The sequence below is a fragment of the Vibrio sp. E150_018 genome, assembly GCF_053544035.1.
Window position 1 is genome coordinate 42947 of record NZ_JBHGNY010000004.1, and the last position, 17832, is coordinate 60778.

Below are 17832 nucleotides of genomic sequence, written 5' to 3' on the forward strand. Positions count from 1 at the left end.
TGTTAGCTTTTTATTACTTAGCCTTGAGCCTAGATAAACAAATAACCTAAACCAAATAATAGTCAGGTAGTCTTATTAACCAATACTTCTAGCGCTTATAAATACACAACATATCTAAGAAGCTAGTGATCAGCTTAGTTAAGTACTGTTTGTCTGGCGTGCGGTTGGCTTGAATAAAGAGGGAATAGCATAAGCCATGGAAAAGCTTAGCAATATTACCTGGGTTATGTTTTTCTTCTAATTCGCCATTTTTAATTGCGTTAGAGAAAAGGTCACGGAAATACTGTTGATGTTTTCCATGAGTTGCCACAAATAATGGCCAGACATCATCTCGAGTGGAAGTGCTCCATTCAAACCAAATCTTAATCCATTGAGTATCATTTAATACGGTATCAATTAATTGATGGCAAAGGTTGTCTAGATTTTGTCTTACTGGAAGTGAATGATCGATATTTTGATTTAAAAAATCGGCAAAGTGTTGTTCGACGTCGCTTAATACCGCTTCAACCAGATCTTCGCGAGTGGGGAAGTAATTAAAAACGGTGGCGACAGATACTTGAGCTATTTCGGCAATATCCGCATGTCCACCGCGGCCAATACCACGTCGCGCGAATACTTCTATACCAATTTCTAATAATTGTAATTTTCTTTTTTCTGGGTTTAATCGAGTCCTTGGGTGTTTTGTAATCATATCCATATTAAGTCCTAAAATGAGCCTATTCAAATGTTCCCCCACTTACTTGAGTCCGGTATCAAATGTGCGAGATAGCTCTATAAATAATTATCGTAATGGTTCTTATATTTATTATATGAATGAGTCTACCGTGGTTAAATAATGTGTCAATCTGATTAAAACATCATCAATAAAAAGATTGTCACGGGTAAAAGTTAACGTTAAGGACTGGTAGTGCTAGAATAGATAGCTTGACGTCAAAGTTTTGCTGATTGAGTAAAACTTATTTTGCTGCAAAATCTAAATATTGAGAAAAGTATGAAACACACTGTAGAAGTAATGATCTCTGAACAGGAAGTGCAAGATCGAGTGAAAGCGCTAGGCAAGTCTATTGCTGAGCATTATCAAGGATCCGAAAATTTGGTGATTATTGGCCTACTACGTGGTTCGTATGTATTTATGGCAGATTTGTCTCGTTCAATCGAAGTTAATCACCAAATCGATTTTATGACCGCTTCTAGCTATGGAAACGGTATGACTAGTACTCGTGATGTTCGAATTTTAAAAGATCTTGATGATGATATTAAAGGTAAAGATGTCCTTTTAGTTGAAGATATCATCGACACTGGCAATACGTTAAGTAAAGTGTGTGAAATTTTAGAAATTCGCGAACCAAACTCAATTGAGATATGTACTCTTCTAGATAAGCCATCGCGCCGTGAAGTGCACGTTGATGCAAAATGGATCGGCTTTGAAATCCCAGATGAGTTTGTAGTTGGTGTTGGTATCGATTATGCACAAAATTATCGTCACTTACCTTATATCGGTAAGGTAATACCACAAGAGTAATAGGAAGAATAAGTTGACTATTCTTGCCAGTGATTTTCACTATGAATCAAGATCATTGGTAGACTGAAACAAAAGTCGGTATTCTTGTTGTAACAAAAAAGAGCGGCCAAATCGGTCGCTCTTTTATTGAGTATTTACTCGTTTGATTGAGTTATATATTTAGTTTTTCTGGATTATCTTCATTTAATATTTTAGCCAGAGAAGCTTGGTGAGAGATCTCAAGTGATTCCCGACTGTGGCAGCGAACGCCTAAGTCATTAAGTACACCATCAGCAATACCGTATACCCAACCGTGAATTTGAATGTTTTGACCGCGTTCCCAAGCTTGTTGAAGCACGGTAGAGTTACCTAGGTTGTAAACTTGTTCAGCAACGTTGATTTCACACAGTTTATTGGCCCAGTCTTCTTTCGGGAATTGAGCAAGCCAGTTACGGTGTTTTAGGTATAAATCACGAATATGTAGCAACCAGTTGTTGATAAGGCCAAGTTTTGGATTATCGATAGAGGCTTGCACACCACCACAACCGTAGTGGCCACAAATGATGATATGTTTAACTTTTAGTACATCGACTGCATATTGAACGACTGATAAGCAGTTGAGGTCGGTATGTATAACTTGGTTTGCCACATTGCGGTGAACAAACAATTCACCCGAGTAGAGTCCAGTAAGACGTTCTGCGGGTACTCGACTATCTGAACAACCAATCCATAGGTATTCAGGGTGTTGTGATTCTTCTAATTTAGCAAAAAATTCAGGGCGTTCTGATTTTATCGACTGAGCCCAAGTCGAGTTATTATCAAATAACTGTTTAATGTCTGGCATGTTATCTTCCTCATTGATCTGCCTAACTATACACAAGACTGATAAAAATCAAATCCGATTTGTGATCAAATTATCAATTCAGGGTAAAAATATTATGTATGCATTAGAAATTCAATCGTTACGTAAAGTCTATGCGGGGGGTGTCGAAGCGCTAAAAGGGGTTTCACTCAACGTTGAGCAAGGCGATTTTTACGCACTACTAGGCCCAAATGGCGCAGGTAAATCGACTACCATCGGCGTGATCAGCTCGTTAGTTAATAAGACTTCAGGACAAGTAAAAGTGTTTGGTTACGACATTGACACCGATCTAGTCAAAGCTAAGCAACAACTCGGTTTAGTGCCACAAGAATTTAATTTCAACCCATTTGAAACGGTTGAGCAAATAGTGATGCAACAAGCGGGTTATTATGGCGTGTCACTCTCTTTAGCCAAAGAACGCGCTAAAAAGTACCTCTCGCAGCTTGATCTATGGGAAAAGCGTAATGAGCGTGCGCGTAACTTATCTGGCGGTATGAAGCGTCGCTTGATGATTACTCGCGCATTGATGCATGAGCCTAAATTGCTGATTCTCGATGAACCAACTGCTGGGGTAGATATTGAGTTGCGCCGTTCAATGTGGGAGTTCTTGAAAACAATCAACCAAGAGGGGGTGACGATTATTCTGACGACTCACTATCTAGAAGAAGCGGAAATGCTGTGTCGCAATATCGGCATTATTAACCGAGGTGAAGTGATAGAAAATACCTCGATGAAAGCTTTGTTAAATAAACTGCATGTCGAAACCTTTATTCTTGATCTGCAAGATTGCGAGCAAGTGCCTGTACTTAAAGATGTTAATATTACGCATTTTTCTCCCAATACCCTAGAAGTGGAAATTGATAAGGCTCAGGGCTTAAACCGAGTATTTGATCAACTGACGGCTCAAGGCGTACAGGTATTGTCGATGCGTAATAAAGCTAACCGATTAGAAGAATTATTTGTCACTATCGTACGTAATGGTGAAAAGACAAACGCTGAGAAAAAACAAGCACAAGGAGCAACCCTGTAATGGCAGAGTTATATTGGACGGCATTTAAAAGCTTAGTCACCAAAGAGGTTCGTCGTTTTATGCGTATCTGGGTACAAACTATTGTACCACCAGCGATTACGATGACCTTGTACTTTATTATTTTTGGTAACTTGATTGGCTCACGTATTGGTGAAATGAACGGCTTTAGTTATATGGAATATATTGTGCCAGGTCTGATCATGATGTCGGTAATTACCAACTCTTATTCTAATGTGGCTTCATCCTTCTTTAGTGCAAAATTTCAAAAGAACATTGAAGAGTTGCTGGTGGCACCTGTACCTCATCATATTATTATTTGTGGTTATGTAATGGGCGGGGTCACTCGTGGCTTAATGGTTGGTGTTATGGTGACCGCAGTATCGATGTTCTTTGTCGATTTACACATTCATCATTGGTTTATCATTATCTCGACGGTCTTTTTTACTTCAGTAGTGTTTGCATTAGGTGGACTGATTAATGCGGTATTTGCTGATAGTTTTGATGATATCTCGATTATTCCGACCTTTGTGTTAACACCACTGACGTATCTTGGTGGGGTGTTTTATTCGATTAGCTTACTACCTGAATTTTGGCAAGGCGTGTCGAAAATCAACCCAATCGTCTATATGGTCAATGCCTTCCGTTATGGTTTCCTAGGGGTTTCCGATGTTGGTATCTACACCTCATTTGGTGTATTAATGGTGTTTATCGTAGTCCTATATAGTGTTGCGTATTATCTAGTATCTCGCGGCATTGGGTTACGCAGTTAACTTGGCTAATGCCTCAAAAAGAAAAGCCAGATTCGAAGTTAAATCCGAATCTGGCTTTTTCATTTTACCGAGCCACGATCAGCAACGCACCGAGACTCGAAAAATGTACACTTACTCTTCTTCGTTGTCGCTTTCTTGGTTACTCTTTAGCTCAACAACTAGGTTATCAATTAAACGTGCTTTACCTAGAAATGCCGACATCAAAATAACAATTTGAGTGGTTTCTTCGCTTGGTAATTGCAAGCTTTCTGCATCACGAATAAAAATTTCATCCGGTTCTAAATCTGCAGCACGTAGTTGATCGTTCGCATCTTCTAGTAGTGAGGTATAATCATCACGCCCACCACGTATTTGACTACCAATCCAGCGCATGGTTCTTGCTAGTACTGGCGCTCTTTGACGCTCACTCAAACTTAATAGTCCGTTACGTGAACTCATCGCTAAGCCATCTAGTTCACGAACGGTTGGTACGCCAATAACCTCAATATCTAAAGCAAGATCTGTCACCATTTTTTTGATAACGGCTAGTTGTTGGAAATCTTTCTCGCCAAAGCAAACGACATCTGGCTGAACGATATTAAAAAGCTTCGTTACGATCGTACTTACGCCGCGGAAGTGTCCAGGGCGAGATGCGCCTTCTAACATGTGTGATAAACCAGGAACCTCAATAAAGGTTTGTTTATCTAAGCCTTCAGGGTAGATGATTTCTGGCGTTGGTGTGAACACAAAATCGACCCCTTCAGCATTGAGTTTACTTAGGTCATCATCAAGTGTTCTTGGGTAGTTATTTAAGTCATCAGAACGCTCAAACTGCATTGGATTGACAAAAATACTGACCACAACAAGATCGGCATTTTCATGGGCTTTTCGAACCAGTGTTAGATGGCCTTCGTGTAAGTTGCCCATTGTTGGGACAAAAGCGATACGACGACCATCGCGGCGTGCGCTTTTAAGCGGCTCTCTTAGAGAGTGAATATCGGCAAAAGTTTGCATACTTGTTCCTTACTTATATCAGCACAAAATTATTCAAAGCTATGTTCTGGGCCAGGAAATATCCCAGTTTCAACATCTTGAATATATTGCTGAACAGCGGCTTGCATGCTGCCGGTTTCGGTTAAAAAGTTTTTTGAAAATTTAGGCATGTAATTGGCTGAAATACCAAACATGTCATGCATCACTAGAATCTGGCCATCGGTGTCTTTACCTGCACCAATGCCGATCACTGGGATGTGTAGTTGTTGGGTAATTTGCTTGGCCAATTGACTAGGCACGCACTCTAATACCAGAATTTGCGCGCCGGCATTTTGTAGTGCGATCGCATCATCAATAATTTGTTGAGCTTTTTCTTGCTCACGACCTTGGATACGGAAACCGCCAAAAATATTGACTGATTGTGGGGTTAACCCAAGGTGCGCACAGACTGGAACTGAACGCTCTGTTAGTTGTTTTACCGTTTCAACTAGCCAGCTTCCACCTTCTAGTTTCACCATATTCGCACCTGCACGCATAAGAACCGCAGCATTTTCACAAGCTTGCTCTGGAGTGGCGTAGCTCATAAATGGCATGTCAGCTAATAATAAGCAATTAGGACTACCAGCGCGTACGCAGCGAGTGTGGTAAGCAATATCTTCAATGGTGACTGGTAAAGTGCTTTCTTCACCTTGCAGTACCATACCAAGTGAATCACCAACTAATAATAATGGCATTTCTTGTTGTTCAAACAACTGAGCAAAGCTAGCGTCATAAGCGGTTGATGTCGCAAACTTACGACCATCCTGTTTCCACTTGATTAAAGTGTTAATGGATACTTTTTTCATTATTTGGTCCTTATAACAACAAGCTCGATTGAGTATTAAGCTTGCCAAATAGAGAGCCCATTACGGTCGATGCTGTCGAGCAGTGACTTGAGCTCTGTCCCATCCGGGAGAGATAAATTCGGGGCAATTTCAAACAGCGGGTAGATAACAAACTCACGTATTTTCATGCCGTAATGAGGCACGGTTAAACGTTCGTTATTAATCACTTGATCGCCATAAAGCAGAATATCGAGATCTAAACTTCTTGGTCCCCAACGTTCTTCTTTGCGAACACGCCCTTGTTGTTGTTCGATAGCTTGGGTGTTATCGAGCAATTCAAGAGGTGATAATTCTGTTTGTATTTCAGCGACGGCATTGATGTAGTCAGGCTGATCTTGTGGGCCCATCGGAGTACTGGAATACAAGGACGAGCAAGCAATAAGCTCTATATGGGGATGATCACGCAACGCTTCAATAGCTCGTTTCGCTTGTTCTACTGGTTCGGCTAAATTACTACCGATGGCAATGTAGGCGGTGATCATTTTTGAGCCTTTGATTTAGTGCTTTTTTTCTTAGCGTGTGGACGTTTACGACGGCGACCAGTTGGTTTTGGTGCGCCTAAGGCTTGTACCATATTTTGACGATGAACCAGTGGCGCATCTTGGAACTCTTGCCACCATAAGGCTAATTCTTCGGTTTGGCCTTGTTCGACTTTGCCACGCATTTCGAGCATATCAAAGCCTGCACGGAACTTATTAAGCTCTAATATCTGGAAGGCGCGTTTACCGGTACGACGGGTGAGACGCAATTGTAGTTGCCAGATATCACGAATGGTCGCGCTATGACGACGTGGGATCGCTAAGTGACGAACTTGCTCATCGAGAATATGATTGCTGGCCATCATGATTGCATCGTAATGGCTCATTTTGCGAACTTCAGCTAATTCTTTGGCGTGTTTTTGTAGCGGATACCATAAGAATGCAGCAAACATAAAAGCAGGGTTAATACGCTTGCCCTCATTGATGCGCTTATCCGTTGACTTTAGCGCGATTTCGACCATTTGTTCGACATCAGAATCTTGCTCTGGCGTGAAGTATTGCGCCACTGTCGGGAATAGGCTCGAAAATAAATCAAATTCACGCAGTAGTTGGTAAGTTGCCCAACCTTGGCCAGATTGCAGGAGTTTCAGTGACTCTTCAAATAAACGCGCAGCTGGCACACCTGTCATTAAATGAGAAAGTTCTTTGATAGGAGCTGCTGTGTTTGGGTCTATTGTCATATCCAGTTTAGCGGCAAAGCGAATGGCACGGATCATGCGAACCGGATCTTCACGGTAACGGGTTTCTGGATCGCCAATCATGCGGACCACGCCAGCTTTTAGATCTTTCACGCCATTGGCGTAATCATGAATACTATAATCGGCAATGTTGTAATACATAGCGTTGATAGTGAAATCACGACGCTCGGCATCTTCTTCTACCGTGCCATAGACATTGTCACGTAACAGCATGCCTTCTTTTGATTGGGCTGATTGATTCTTTTCAGGTTCTTGATGGTGACCACGGAAAGTGGCGACTTCAATAATTTCGCGGCCAAACATGATGTGTGCCAAACGGAAGCGACGACCGATTAAGCGACAATTACGAAACAATTGCTTGATCTGCTCAGGGGTCGCATTAGTGGCAATATCAAAATCTTTTGGCTCTTTATCTAGCAGTAGGTCGCGTACACCGCCACCAACAAGAAAAGCATCGTAGCCATGATTGTGTAATCGATAGAGCACTTTCAGTGCGTTGTCACTAATGTGAGCGCGCGAAATCGTATGCTCTTGGCGAGTGATAATGTTCAGGTTAACGTCTCCATTTGAGCGGTTCTGCGCTGAGCTTGATTGGTCAGATTTTGTGTTGGTAAATAGTTTACGACACAAATTAGCAGCTTGAGTGAAAATAACCCACCTCAGTCATGTTGGTAATGCTGCGTTCTACAGCGAGAACTAATATTCAAAGCAAAGATAAAAATTTCGCCAATGATAGCCTAGCTGGCCTCATTTTAGAATGGCGAATCGACCTTTAATGAATTTGGCAGTTGAGCAAGCGTCCAATTTTGGCATCCCCATTGCAGTATTTTCTCTATGCTAGCGGACTCAAAATCACTTGGGATACTAAAACCAAGAAAGTGCATCACTTTAATTAAGGTGTGCTTAGGACTTTTGATATCCACTGCTGGCGCATGGTTTTGTTTGGATAATTTATTCCCTTGCGCATCCACCGCTAAAGGTAGATGGATATAGCTAACTTCTGTCTGTTGTAAAGTGCGATACAGGTTAATTTGCCGACCTGTTGGTTCAATTAAATCCGCACCTCTGACGACTTGTGTGACCCCTTGATCAATATCATCGAGCACCACTGCTAGATTATAGGCAAATAATCCATCTCGACGTTTGATAATAAAATCTTCTTGCGCTAATTGCTTAGGGATTTGAATGGTGCCATGTTTGTCATCGTAAAATTGCTGGATGGCCTCATCGACTTTAAGGCGAATAGAGCAGTTTTCTTGGCTTTGAATAGCTTGGTCTCGACAATTCCCTAGGTAAAAACCACCGGATTGCTTAATTTGCTTACGAGTGCATTGGCAGTAATAGGCATGGCCTGATTGTAGCCAAGTTTCGATTTGTTCTTGATAGCGTTGGTGGCGTTGGCTCTGATAAACCACGGATTGATCCCAGTGTAAACCATAACTTTCTAGAGTGGATAAAATTAAGCTTGCTGCGCCTGGCATTTCTCTTGGAGGATCGAGGTCTTCAATTCGAACTAGCCATTGGCCATTTTGAGATTTCGCTTGAAAATAGCTGCCAAGTGCGGCAACTAGTGAGCCAAAATGTAAGGGCCCTGAAGGGGATGGGGCAAAGCGACCGATATAGGTAGACATGTATATACCTAAGTAATATTAATAACGAGGACAAACAAAAATCGCCCCTAAACCCCAGATCAGAGACCGTGGTGTAAGGGCGACTTTGATGGTGTTATTAACCTTGCATTTGCTTTTCTTTAAGCTCAGCTAGGGTTTTACAGTCGATACAAAGATCAGCAGTTGGTCTTGCTTCTAAACGACGAATGCCGATTTCAATGCCGCAAGATTCACAGAAACCAAAGTCATCGTCTTCGATTTTGATCAGTGTTTTTTCAATTTTCTTGATAAGACGACGCTCGCGGTCACGGTTACGTAACTCTAAGCTGAACTCTTCTTCTTGTGATGCACGGTCTACCGGATCAGGGAAGTTGGCTGCTTCGTCTTTCATATGGCTCATAGTGCGGTTAACTTCTTCATGAAGCTGGTCACGCCATGCTTTTAAAATTTTTGTAAAGTGAGCCATTTGATCTGGTGACATGTACTCTTCACCGACTTTCTCTTGATATGGCCCAACACCCGCAATGGCTAGAATGCCTAGCGTTTTTTTCTTGTTTAGTTCTGGCATACAGCGCTCCTACTTGCTCTTTTTAACCAATCGCTGGTTAACAAGGGCGGTACATATAGCAGAAAGAATCTTGCTTGGCAAACAAATAGATTGTTGAATGTGAATTTGAATAACAAGATTGTGTTTTTTATAAAGTCTAGTCAATAAATTCAATGGGTGACGCCAATTCTATTCGCTCAGGTGAAAGATGTGCTTTATAGCAAATTACCTCAACACCAACTTCTTTTGCTTGCTTTAAAAGTTGTGAATAATTTGAGTCTATATGGTAGGCGCTGGAGACTTTTTCAATTCCCGAATGCAAAACAGCGAAAAATAGCATCGCTCTGTGTCCTGATTGCACCATTTCCATTAATTCTCGTAAATGTTTCTGTCCACGGGTGGTCACCGCATCGGGAAAGAAGCCACGCCCTACACCAAATTCATCTTGCAATAATGTCACGCTTTTGACTTCGATATAGCAATCTTTGTTGGCATGTTGAGCTTGAAGGTCGGTATTGGAATGAGGTTCCAGCAAAATATCAATACGACTGTTTTCACGACCGTATTTCACTTCAGTACGAAGGGTTTGATAGCCTACTAGTTCAGGAATTTTTTGCTGTTCTATCGCTTCAACCACTAAGGCATTGGCTTTGGCAGTATTAATGCAAATAATGTCGCCTTGTGGGGTGACCGATAATTCCCAACTATTGGGATATTTGCGCTTGGGATTGTCAGAAGTTGAGTACCACACTTGATTGCCAGGCTCGGCACAACCGGTCATGGCTCCAGTATTAGCACAATGCATGGTTTTGGTTTCACCATTTGGCAAAGTGACATCGGCAAGAAAGCGCTTATAACGTTTGATTAAAGTGGCAGATTGCAAAGGAGGAGAAAAAATCATGATGGTTTTCGATGGCCTTTATTTTGATGGTATTAAGCTTATTGGGTAGAATCAGCGTCAATTCATCATGACATAAGGATTTCCCCTTGTCACAACTTCCCATCGTTTCAGTTATCGCCGATTTGCTGTCGACGTTGCGTAGCTATTCGCAAGTGATTCTGAAAGCTGCCCCCGGAGCCGGTAAATCGACTTATCTTCCTAAAGTACTGCTGCAGTCTGGGGCGGATGATATTGGGCTACAAGGCAAGATCATCATGATGGAACCGCGTCGTTTAGCGGCTAGAAATATTGCTCATTACTTGGCAAAGCAACTAGGTGAAAGCGTCGGTCAAACAGTAGGTTTTCGTGTTAAAGGTGAATCGAAAGTCAGTGCCAATACACGTTTAGAAATCGTCACGGAAGGGGTGATGACTCGGATGATCCAGAACGATCCTGAACTTAGCGGGGTTGGCTTGGTGATTTTTGATGAGTTTCACGAGCGTAGTATTCATGCCGATACTGCACTGGCTTTTTGTTTGGAAGCTCAGCAAGCCTTACGTGATGATTTAAAGATTTTACTGATGTCGGCAACCTTAGATCAACAAGCGCTAAAAACCCTAATGCCTCAAGCGGGTTATATCGAATCTGAGGGGCGAGGTTTTCCGATTGAATATCACTATGCTCCTTTAGCCGCCAATCAATACTTAGTGCCGCGACTCACTCAACTTGTTCCATTATGGCTCGCAAAAGAGCCGGGCTCGATGTTGGTGTTTTTACCCGGTGCGCGAGAAATTCGTCAATTGGCCTCCAACCTTGAAGATCTAGGTTTATCTGAGCAGGGTATTGATATGTGTCCTTTGTACGGCCAACTGGATGCTAAAGCGCAGCAATCGGCTATCGCAGCCAGTGAATCAGGACGACGAAAAGTAGTGTTGGCAACCAATATTGCCGAGACCAGCTTAACCATTGAAGGCATTCGCATGGTAATGGACTCAGGCTTCGAGCGAGTGGCAAAGTTTGATCCGAAAACCGGTATCACTAGGCTTGAACAAGCCATGATCGCACAATCTTCGGCCGAGCAAAGGGCTGGACGAGCCGGGCGACTCGAAGCAGGCGTTTGTATTCGTTTATACAGCCAAGAAAACCTTAAGCAGCAACCGGTTGTGCCACAAGCGGAAATTCTGCATAGCGATTTAACTAGCCTACAAATGGAGTTGCTGTTTTGGGGAGCCAATGCTGCCGATGAGCTGTCTTGGCTTGATCTTCCTCCACAATCAAATCTACAACAAGCTAAAGGGTTGTTGAAATCACTAGGGTTATTGGAAAAACAAGAGGTATTGAGCTCTCAGGGACAATTGACCGCTTATGGTCAACACAGTCAAAAGTTAGGAGTAGAGCCTCGTTTCGCGGCGATGTTGCTCAGAGCGAAAGACTTGGGCGATGACTATTACCATACTGCATTAGCGACACTAGCAATGTTAGAGGAGCCGGAAAAGAACAGCCAAGATATCACTCAAGATTGGCATCGTTGGAACCAAGGTGCACATAAGAAGGCTGCTGTTTTAACGCGCCGTAGTCAGCAAGTCGGTAGAGCTTGTGACGTGCCATTTGATATTAAACAGGTGGATAGTCAGTTAATTGGCAGTTGTGTTGCATTGGCTTTTCCTGATCGCATCGCTCAGAGTCGAGGGAATAGGCAAGGTCAGTTTTTATTAGCTAATGGTCATGGTGCGACTATGGATGAGCGACATGGGTTGGCGAATTACTTTTTATCGAATAAGCCTCATCTTGAGAGTGATTTAATCGTGGCGATTGATTTAATGCGTTCTTCTCATTCGATGACCAGTCAAATCTTTCGTGCGGTGAGAGTCGCAAAGCAAGATATCGAACGGATCTTTACGGGGCAAATTGAAATTGTCGATCATGTTCAATGGCTAGAAACAAGAGGCTGTGTCAGCGCGGAAAAGCAACGCCGATTAGGAGCCTTAGTCTTAGAGAAACAAGTCATTCGCGATATCGATCCATTACTTAAGCAAGCGGCCATTCTTGATTATATTCGTCGCAAAGGTTTATCGGTATTGCCTTGGGATAAATCCAGTACTAACTTATTGAATCGAATTAGAAATGGTATTGAATGGCTGCCAGAGCAAGATTGGCCCGCGATGAGTGATGACATTCTTTTAGCAAAACTCGAACAATGGCTTGAGCCTTACATGGTAGGAATAGATAGCGTTGCCAAAATAAAGCAATTACCGTTATCGCAAGCGTTATTGTCGTACCTAGGTTGGCCGCTTAATCAAGAAATTGATAACTGGTTACCCACGCATTACCGTTTGCCTACTGGTACTAACAAAGCCATTCGTTATCAAGCGGGCGCGGAGCCAGTACTCTCGGTTCGCATGCAAGAGGTGTTTGGTGAGTCGGATTCACCATTAATTGCTCAAGGACGTAAAAAGCTCGTGCTAGAATTGCTTTCTCCGGCGCAGCGCCCTTTGCAGATCACTCAAGACTTAGCGGGATTTTGGCAAGGGGCATACAAAGAAGTACAAAAAGAAATGAAAGGGCGTTATCCCAAACATGTTTGGCCGGATGATCCTGCTAATCATGTCGCCACGACGAAAACAAAACGACATTTTTCGTAAATTGAGATGGCTCGGCCGTCATATCATGAATGTTGCACGTACTATACCTTGAAGTTAATTGGGGATATATGCGTCGCAAATAAAAAGGCAATACATTGAACACACCAAAGAAAACCACCACAACGCGCCGTAAACCTGCGGCAAAATCAACGGCTAAATCGACTCGTAAAGCAGGGCCTGCCCGAGGACGAAAAACGCCGCCGAAGAAAAAAACATGGTTGCAAAAGCTATGGAGCATCGGTTGGAAATTAGGCTTAGTGTTTATCGCCGTTATGGTGGCAGCAGGGTTTTATTTAAATGGTGTGGTGACGCAACGTTTTGCTGGGCAATTATTTGAACTGCCCACCGTGGTGTACGCTAGAGTGATGACGCTTGAGCCGGGGAGTAACCAGACGATCACCAAGGTACGTCAGGAGCTTGATGTACTGAATTATCGTAAAGTCGCGAATCCAATGCGTGAAGGGGAATATTCGGCCTCATCGACCAAAATTGAGTTATTCCGTCGTCCGTTTACTTTTGAAAATGGCCCGGAGCCTGCACGCCATGTGATGATTTATTTTGATAATAACGGCTTGAAGCGCATCCAATCATTAGAATCAAAAGCAGATTTAGGATTTTTACGCATTGAGCCGAAAATGCTCGGTATGCTAGAAGCGAAAAAGCAAGAAACCCGCTTATTCTTAAAACGTGAGCAATTTCCTGAAGCTATGGTAGCGGCGTTACTTTCAACCGAAGACCGTGATTTCTACCAGCATGGTGGGGTCGCGCCATTAGCGATTGCTCGTGCTTTTGTGGCCAACTTAAAAGCTGGTCGTGCGGTGCAAGGTGGTAGTACTTTAACTCAGCAATTGGCGAAAAACTTATTCTTAAGTAGCGAGAAGACCTTATGGCGTAAGTTTAAAGAAGCTTATATTGCGGTGATTTTAGATTATCGTTTTAGTAAAGATAAAATTTTAGAAGCGTACTTAAATGAAGTGTATTTAGGTCAAAATGGCGGAGAAGCGATCCATGGTTTTGCCTTGGCTTCGCGTTATTATTTTGGCCAGCCGCTACAAGAGTTACGTATCGATCAATTGGCTATGCTAGTTGGTATGGTGAAAGGGCCATCTTATTACAACCCAATTCGCCATCCTGAGCGTATTCAAGAACGTCGAAATTTAGTACTTGAGTTGATGATGACGCAAAATATTTTAACTGCGTCACAGTACAGCCAAGCGGTCAGTCGCGATCTTGATTTACAAAACAATCCACACTTAGGTAAACGTCAACCTGCTTATTTTGAGCAATTACAACGCGAGCTAAAAGATAAGGTTGGAGATAAATTTAAAACAGACATTGGGTTGCGTTTGTTTACGACGCTAGATCCGGTTTCACAAACCTACCTTGAGCAAGCAGTGACTAAGACGCTGCCACAATTGGAGCAACGATCGGGTAAAGGTTTACAAACTGCGGTGGTGGCCGTTGATCGCCAAACTGGTGAAATTCGCGCCATGATAGGCGGTCGTAATAGTGGCTTTGATGGCTTTAATCGTGCTTTAAGTGCTAGCCGTCAGATAGGTTCACTTGCTAAACCCTCAGTGTATTTAACCGCGTTAGAGCAACCAGAAAAATACAACCTAGGCACTACGATTGATGACAAACCAATCACCTTAACCAATAAGCAAGGCAAAACTTGGTCGCCGAAAAACTATGATCGTAAATTCCGTGGTGAAGTGCCTTTGTATCAAGCGATGGCACGTTCTCTTAACGTTCCTACCGTAAATTTAGGTATGCAATTAGGTATTCCAGAGGTGATAGAGACGCTGACTAAACTTGGTATTGATAAGCAAGAAATTCGTCCCGTTCCTTCGATGTTTTTAGGTTCATTTACCTTGACGCCATATCAAGTGTCACAAATGTTCCAGACAATCACCAATTCAGGTAAGCGAGCGCCATTAACGGCATTAAGAACGGTAATGGATGTTGATGGCAATGTGTTATACGAAAGCATACCGAGAGCATCGCAGCAGGTGCCTCAACAAGCGGCATGGTTGACGACTTATATTATGAAAAAGGTTGTTAGCGAAGGTACCAGCCGTTCTTTGCAAGGGCAGTATGGTTGGGCAACTCTCGCTGCGAAAACGGGTACCAGTAATGATAGCCGTGACAGTTGGTTTGTCGGAGTCGATGGCCGTGAAGTAGTCACGATTTGGACCGGCCGCGATGATAATAAACCGACCAAATTAACCGGCGCCAGTGGCTCATTAAAAACTTATGCCAATTATTTAGCTCAGCGCGCACCAGAGCGTTTAACCTTGCCGTGGCCTAGTAAAATAGTCACCACTCATTTTGAGCAAACTCAGGCTGGTGGCTATCAAGCAGAGTGCGGTGGTGATATTGAATTACCTCAATGGGATGTGAACGGTGATCTCAAAGATCAATGTAAAAACAACCCAAGCCGTTGGTTGAAGTCGTTATTTGATTTTTAATAGCGGAATTTATATTAGGTTGTGATTTAATAGACGCCTGTTGAAACTTGCTTTTGTGAATAAGGATGTTTTGTTGAAAATTGCGCGTTTGTTATTTGGAATTCTCACGCTTCCACTCGTGTGTTGGTCGGTTAATGCCCAGCAAGTGATGCCTGATGGCTCGACTCGACCGACTATTGCGGTGGTACTAGCTGGCGGTGGAGCCAAAGGCGCAGCACATATTGGTGTGCTACAAGCGTTAGAAGAAATGCATATTCCGGTCGATATTGTGACTGGTACTAGTATGGGGTCTTATGTTGGTGGCCTTTATGCGCTAGGGATGAGCGCCGAAGAAATCGAAGAAACCGTACAAGATATTGATTGGAATTCTGGTTATCATGATCGAGTTGGGCGTAGTGAACGCCGAGTTCGTGATAAAGAATACGATGACCGATATCAATTACATACGGATCTAGGTTTACGTTGGCTTGAAGTTAAAATGCCTAAAGGCGTGGTTCAAGGCCAAAATATGCTACAAATTTTACGTCAAAGTACTGGTAACCTCCCACCTTTTGATTCCTTTGATGAGTTACCCGTTCATTATCGTGCTGTTGCCACCGATATTGTTAATTTAAAACCTGTTGTGATGGGCGATGGTGAAATTGTTGATGCCATGATGGCGAGTATGTCAGTACCCGGTGCACTTCCTCCATATCAATATAAAGGAATGTTGTTAGTAGATGGAGGGGTGACCGATAATATGCCGGTAGAACTGGCTCGCTCAATGGGGGCGGATGTCGTTATTGCTGTCGATATCAGTACTGATTACCAAACCGAAGACCAACTAAAAACGTTTTTAAATGTTGGTAATCAACTGTCTAATTATTTGGTTCGACGTAGTACTCAAGCTCAAAGTGATCTATTAACACCAAATGATGTATTGCTACAACCTGCTGTCGGGAAAATGAGTACCACAGACTTTTCACACATGCCTGAAGCCTACGATAGAGGTTATCAATCTGCAACCGAACAAAAAGCACAATTACAGAGATACTCTATTTCAGTTGATAATTATGAATCTTATCAGCTAGCTAAGCTTACAAAAAGAAAGGATTTTAAACGTGGGCCTGAGTTAAAAATCCAGCAAGTACATGTCGAAAATAATAGTCATTATCACGAAAATGTATTGTTAAACCGTTTAGGGATTAAGCCTGGAGAACAATACACAAGTGAAGAAATAGAGCTGAAAATTCGTGATTTATATGCCCTCGATCGTTTTGAACGTGTTTCTTATAGTTACAAAGATAATAAAGATGGAACGATAGACCTTAATATTCACGTTAATGAAAAAGAATGGGGGCCAAATTACGTTGATTTTCGTTTCTTTATGGAAGATAACTTTAAAAGTTCTAGTAAGTATTCGATTGGTTTAACCAGTAACTTTACCGAGATAGGAAGTCTTGGCGCGGAATTACGAAGTAATGTTGAAATCGGAACCGATAAGCTTTTTGGACTTGAGCTGTATGTTCCTTTTACTTATAACCAAAATTACTTTATTTCAGCAGCATCTACTTATAGTGACGAAAAATCTAACTTCTTTATCCCAGATGCGAATAACCCTAACCAAGATTCAGAAGGCAGCACTCAGTTAACGGATACTGAAAATTCATTACCGATTGATTATAAGAAGTGGGTTGGTGATCTTTCTATTGGTTATCAACCAACGTTATGGCAAGAAATTCGTTTAGGACTTCGTTATACCAATGGCAATACTAGTCTCACAGGTTTACCGTCATTTGGTGATAGTGACTACACTCGCCAGGGAGCTTATGTTCGATATCGTTTAGATACGCTTGATGACTTTAGTTTTCCGAGTAAAGGTTATTATGCCGATATAGAGTACTTATATTCTAGCGATAAATATGATGGCCAATCGAGTGAGATCGCATCTGAAATTAGCACCAACTTTATGATTGCTAAAAGTTATCAAAAACATTCATTAGTTGGCCGATTTGAATACAGTGTGGTGGATACAGAAAGTGAAGGTGTACCAATAGATCCTCTGGAGCTTGGTGGCTTTTTGCATTTATCGGGTATTCCAAGAGACAGTTTATTAGGGCGAAATAAAGTTTATACCAGTTTAGTGTATCGTTATAAGTGGTTTGAGAATGATTTTGGTTTATTCCGATCTCCCGTATATCTGGGAGCGTCATTAGAGTATGGTGGGGTATGGACTAATTCTGATTCTAACTGGAACAGTGACTCTATGTATGTCGCAGGTTCGGCTTTTACAGGGGTTGATTCACCGATTGGTCCAATCATTTTAGCTTATGGTCAAACTGAGCAAGGTTTTAACTCAGCTTACTTGATAATAGGCTCTACTTTCTAACCTATAGTAAAAGGTGGGGGGGATTAAGTTTTTAGCAACTTTAGTTCCAGTTTGCTAGCTT

Annotated in this window: 15 protein-coding genes; 6 read left to right on the forward strand and 9 right to left on the reverse strand. The window is 42.3% G+C overall.

Annotation, left to right across the window (positions count from 1 at the left end):
- Positions 1-88: 88 nt before the first annotated feature.
- Complete coding sequence (locus ACE3G9_RS06625; protein ID WP_449218743.1) at positions 89-697, reverse strand: TetR family transcriptional regulator; 609 nt, start codon at positions 695-697, stop codon at positions 89-91.
- A 294-nt stretch (positions 698-991) separates the two neighbouring features.
- Between ACE3G9_RS06625 and hpt the strand changes: the two genes are divergently transcribed.
- The gene (hpt, locus tag ACE3G9_RS06630; protein ID WP_417880243.1) at positions 992-1522 is read left to right on the forward strand and encodes a hypoxanthine phosphoribosyltransferase; all 531 of its coding nucleotides are present in this window, start codon (positions 992-994) and stop codon (positions 1520-1522) included.
- A gap of 151 nt (positions 1523-1673) precedes the next feature.
- On the opposite strand, the gene can is transcribed toward hpt, so the two are convergent.
- A complete protein-coding gene (can, locus tag ACE3G9_RS06635; RefSeq protein ID WP_417880242.1) occupies positions 1674-2345 on the reverse strand; it encodes a carbonate dehydratase in 672 nt (223 codons plus the stop codon).
- Between the two features lie 94 nt (positions 2346-2439).
- Here can and ACE3G9_RS06640 point away from each other — a divergent pair, with 94 nt between their 5' ends.
- Together ACE3G9_RS06640 and ACE3G9_RS06645 are read left to right on the forward strand one after the other, a co-directional pair.
- Positions 2440-3393: an ABC transporter ATP-binding protein gene (locus ACE3G9_RS06640; RefSeq protein WP_449218744.1), complete on the forward strand. Its 954-nt coding sequence runs from the start codon at positions 2440-2442 to the stop codon at positions 3391-3393.
- Positions 3393-4163 carry an ABC transporter permease gene (locus tag ACE3G9_RS06645; protein ID WP_417880240.1) on the forward strand — a complete coding sequence of 257 codons (771 nt, stop codon included), beginning with the start codon at positions 3393-3395 and terminating at the stop codon, positions 4161-4163. The genes ACE3G9_RS06640 and ACE3G9_RS06645 overlap by 1 nt, the downstream gene beginning before the upstream one ends.
- A 111-nt stretch (positions 4164-4274) precedes the next feature.
- Here the strand turns inward: ACE3G9_RS06645 and panC are convergent, their stop codons facing one another.
- From panC to sfsA, 7 genes are all read right to left on the reverse strand, one after another.
- The gene (gene panC, locus ACE3G9_RS06650; protein WP_417880239.1) at positions 4275-5156 is read right to left on the reverse strand and encodes a pantoate--beta-alanine ligase; all 882 of its coding nucleotides are present in this window, start codon (positions 5154-5156) and stop codon (positions 4275-4277) included.
- Positions 5157-5185: 29 nt separating this feature from the next.
- Positions 5186-5980, reverse strand: a complete 795-nt coding sequence (gene panB, locus ACE3G9_RS06655) for a 3-methyl-2-oxobutanoate hydroxymethyltransferase (RefSeq protein ID WP_417880238.1) — start codon at positions 5978-5980, stop codon at positions 5186-5188.
- A 35-nt stretch (positions 5981-6015) separates the two neighbouring features.
- Entirely contained in the window at positions 6016-6501 is a 486-nt protein-coding gene (gene folK, locus ACE3G9_RS06660; RefSeq protein WP_417880237.1) for a 2-amino-4-hydroxy-6-hydroxymethyldihydropteridine diphosphokinase, read from the reverse strand.
- Positions 6498-7886, reverse strand: coding sequence for a polynucleotide adenylyltransferase PcnB (pcnB, locus tag ACE3G9_RS06665; protein ID WP_449218745.1), 1389 nt, complete (start codon positions 7884-7886; stop codon positions 6498-6500). The genes folK and pcnB overlap by 4 nt, the downstream gene beginning before the upstream one ends.
- A gap of 122 nt (positions 7887-8008) precedes the next feature.
- On the reverse strand, positions 8009-8887 hold the full coding sequence (gene gluQRS / locus ACE3G9_RS06670) for a tRNA glutamyl-Q(34) synthetase GluQRS (RefSeq protein ID WP_417880235.1): 879 nt from the start codon (positions 8885-8887) through the stop codon (positions 8009-8011).
- A gap of 97 nt (positions 8888-8984) precedes the next feature.
- Complete coding sequence (gene dksA / locus ACE3G9_RS06675; RefSeq protein WP_417880234.1) at positions 8985-9434, reverse strand: RNA polymerase-binding protein DksA; 450 nt, start codon at positions 9432-9434, stop codon at positions 8985-8987.
- A gap of 136 nt (positions 9435-9570) precedes the next feature.
- Positions 9571-10314 carry a DNA/RNA nuclease SfsA gene (gene sfsA, locus ACE3G9_RS06680; protein ID WP_449218746.1) on the reverse strand — a complete coding sequence of 248 codons (744 nt, stop codon included), beginning with the start codon at positions 10312-10314 and terminating at the stop codon, positions 9571-9573.
- Positions 10315-10400: 86 nt separating this feature from the next.
- Here sfsA and hrpB point away from each other — a divergent pair, with 86 nt between their 5' ends.
- The 3 genes from hrpB to ACE3G9_RS06695 all read left to right on the forward strand — a co-directional run bounded on the left by hrpB (position 10401) and on the right by ACE3G9_RS06695 (position 17771).
- The gene (gene hrpB, locus ACE3G9_RS06685; protein WP_449218747.1) at positions 10401-12935 is read left to right on the forward strand and encodes an ATP-dependent helicase HrpB; all 2535 of its coding nucleotides are present in this window, start codon (positions 10401-10403) and stop codon (positions 12933-12935) included.
- A gap of 95 nt (positions 12936-13030) precedes the next feature.
- A complete protein-coding gene (gene mrcB / locus ACE3G9_RS06690) occupies positions 13031-15403 on the forward strand; it encodes a penicillin-binding protein 1B (RefSeq protein WP_449218748.1) in 2373 nt (790 codons plus the stop codon).
- A 148-nt stretch (positions 15404-15551) separates the two neighbouring features.
- Entirely contained in the window at positions 15552-17771 is a 2220-nt protein-coding gene (locus ACE3G9_RS06695) for a patatin-like phospholipase family protein (protein ID WP_449218791.1), read from the forward strand.
- Positions 17772-17832 lie beyond the last annotated feature (61 nt).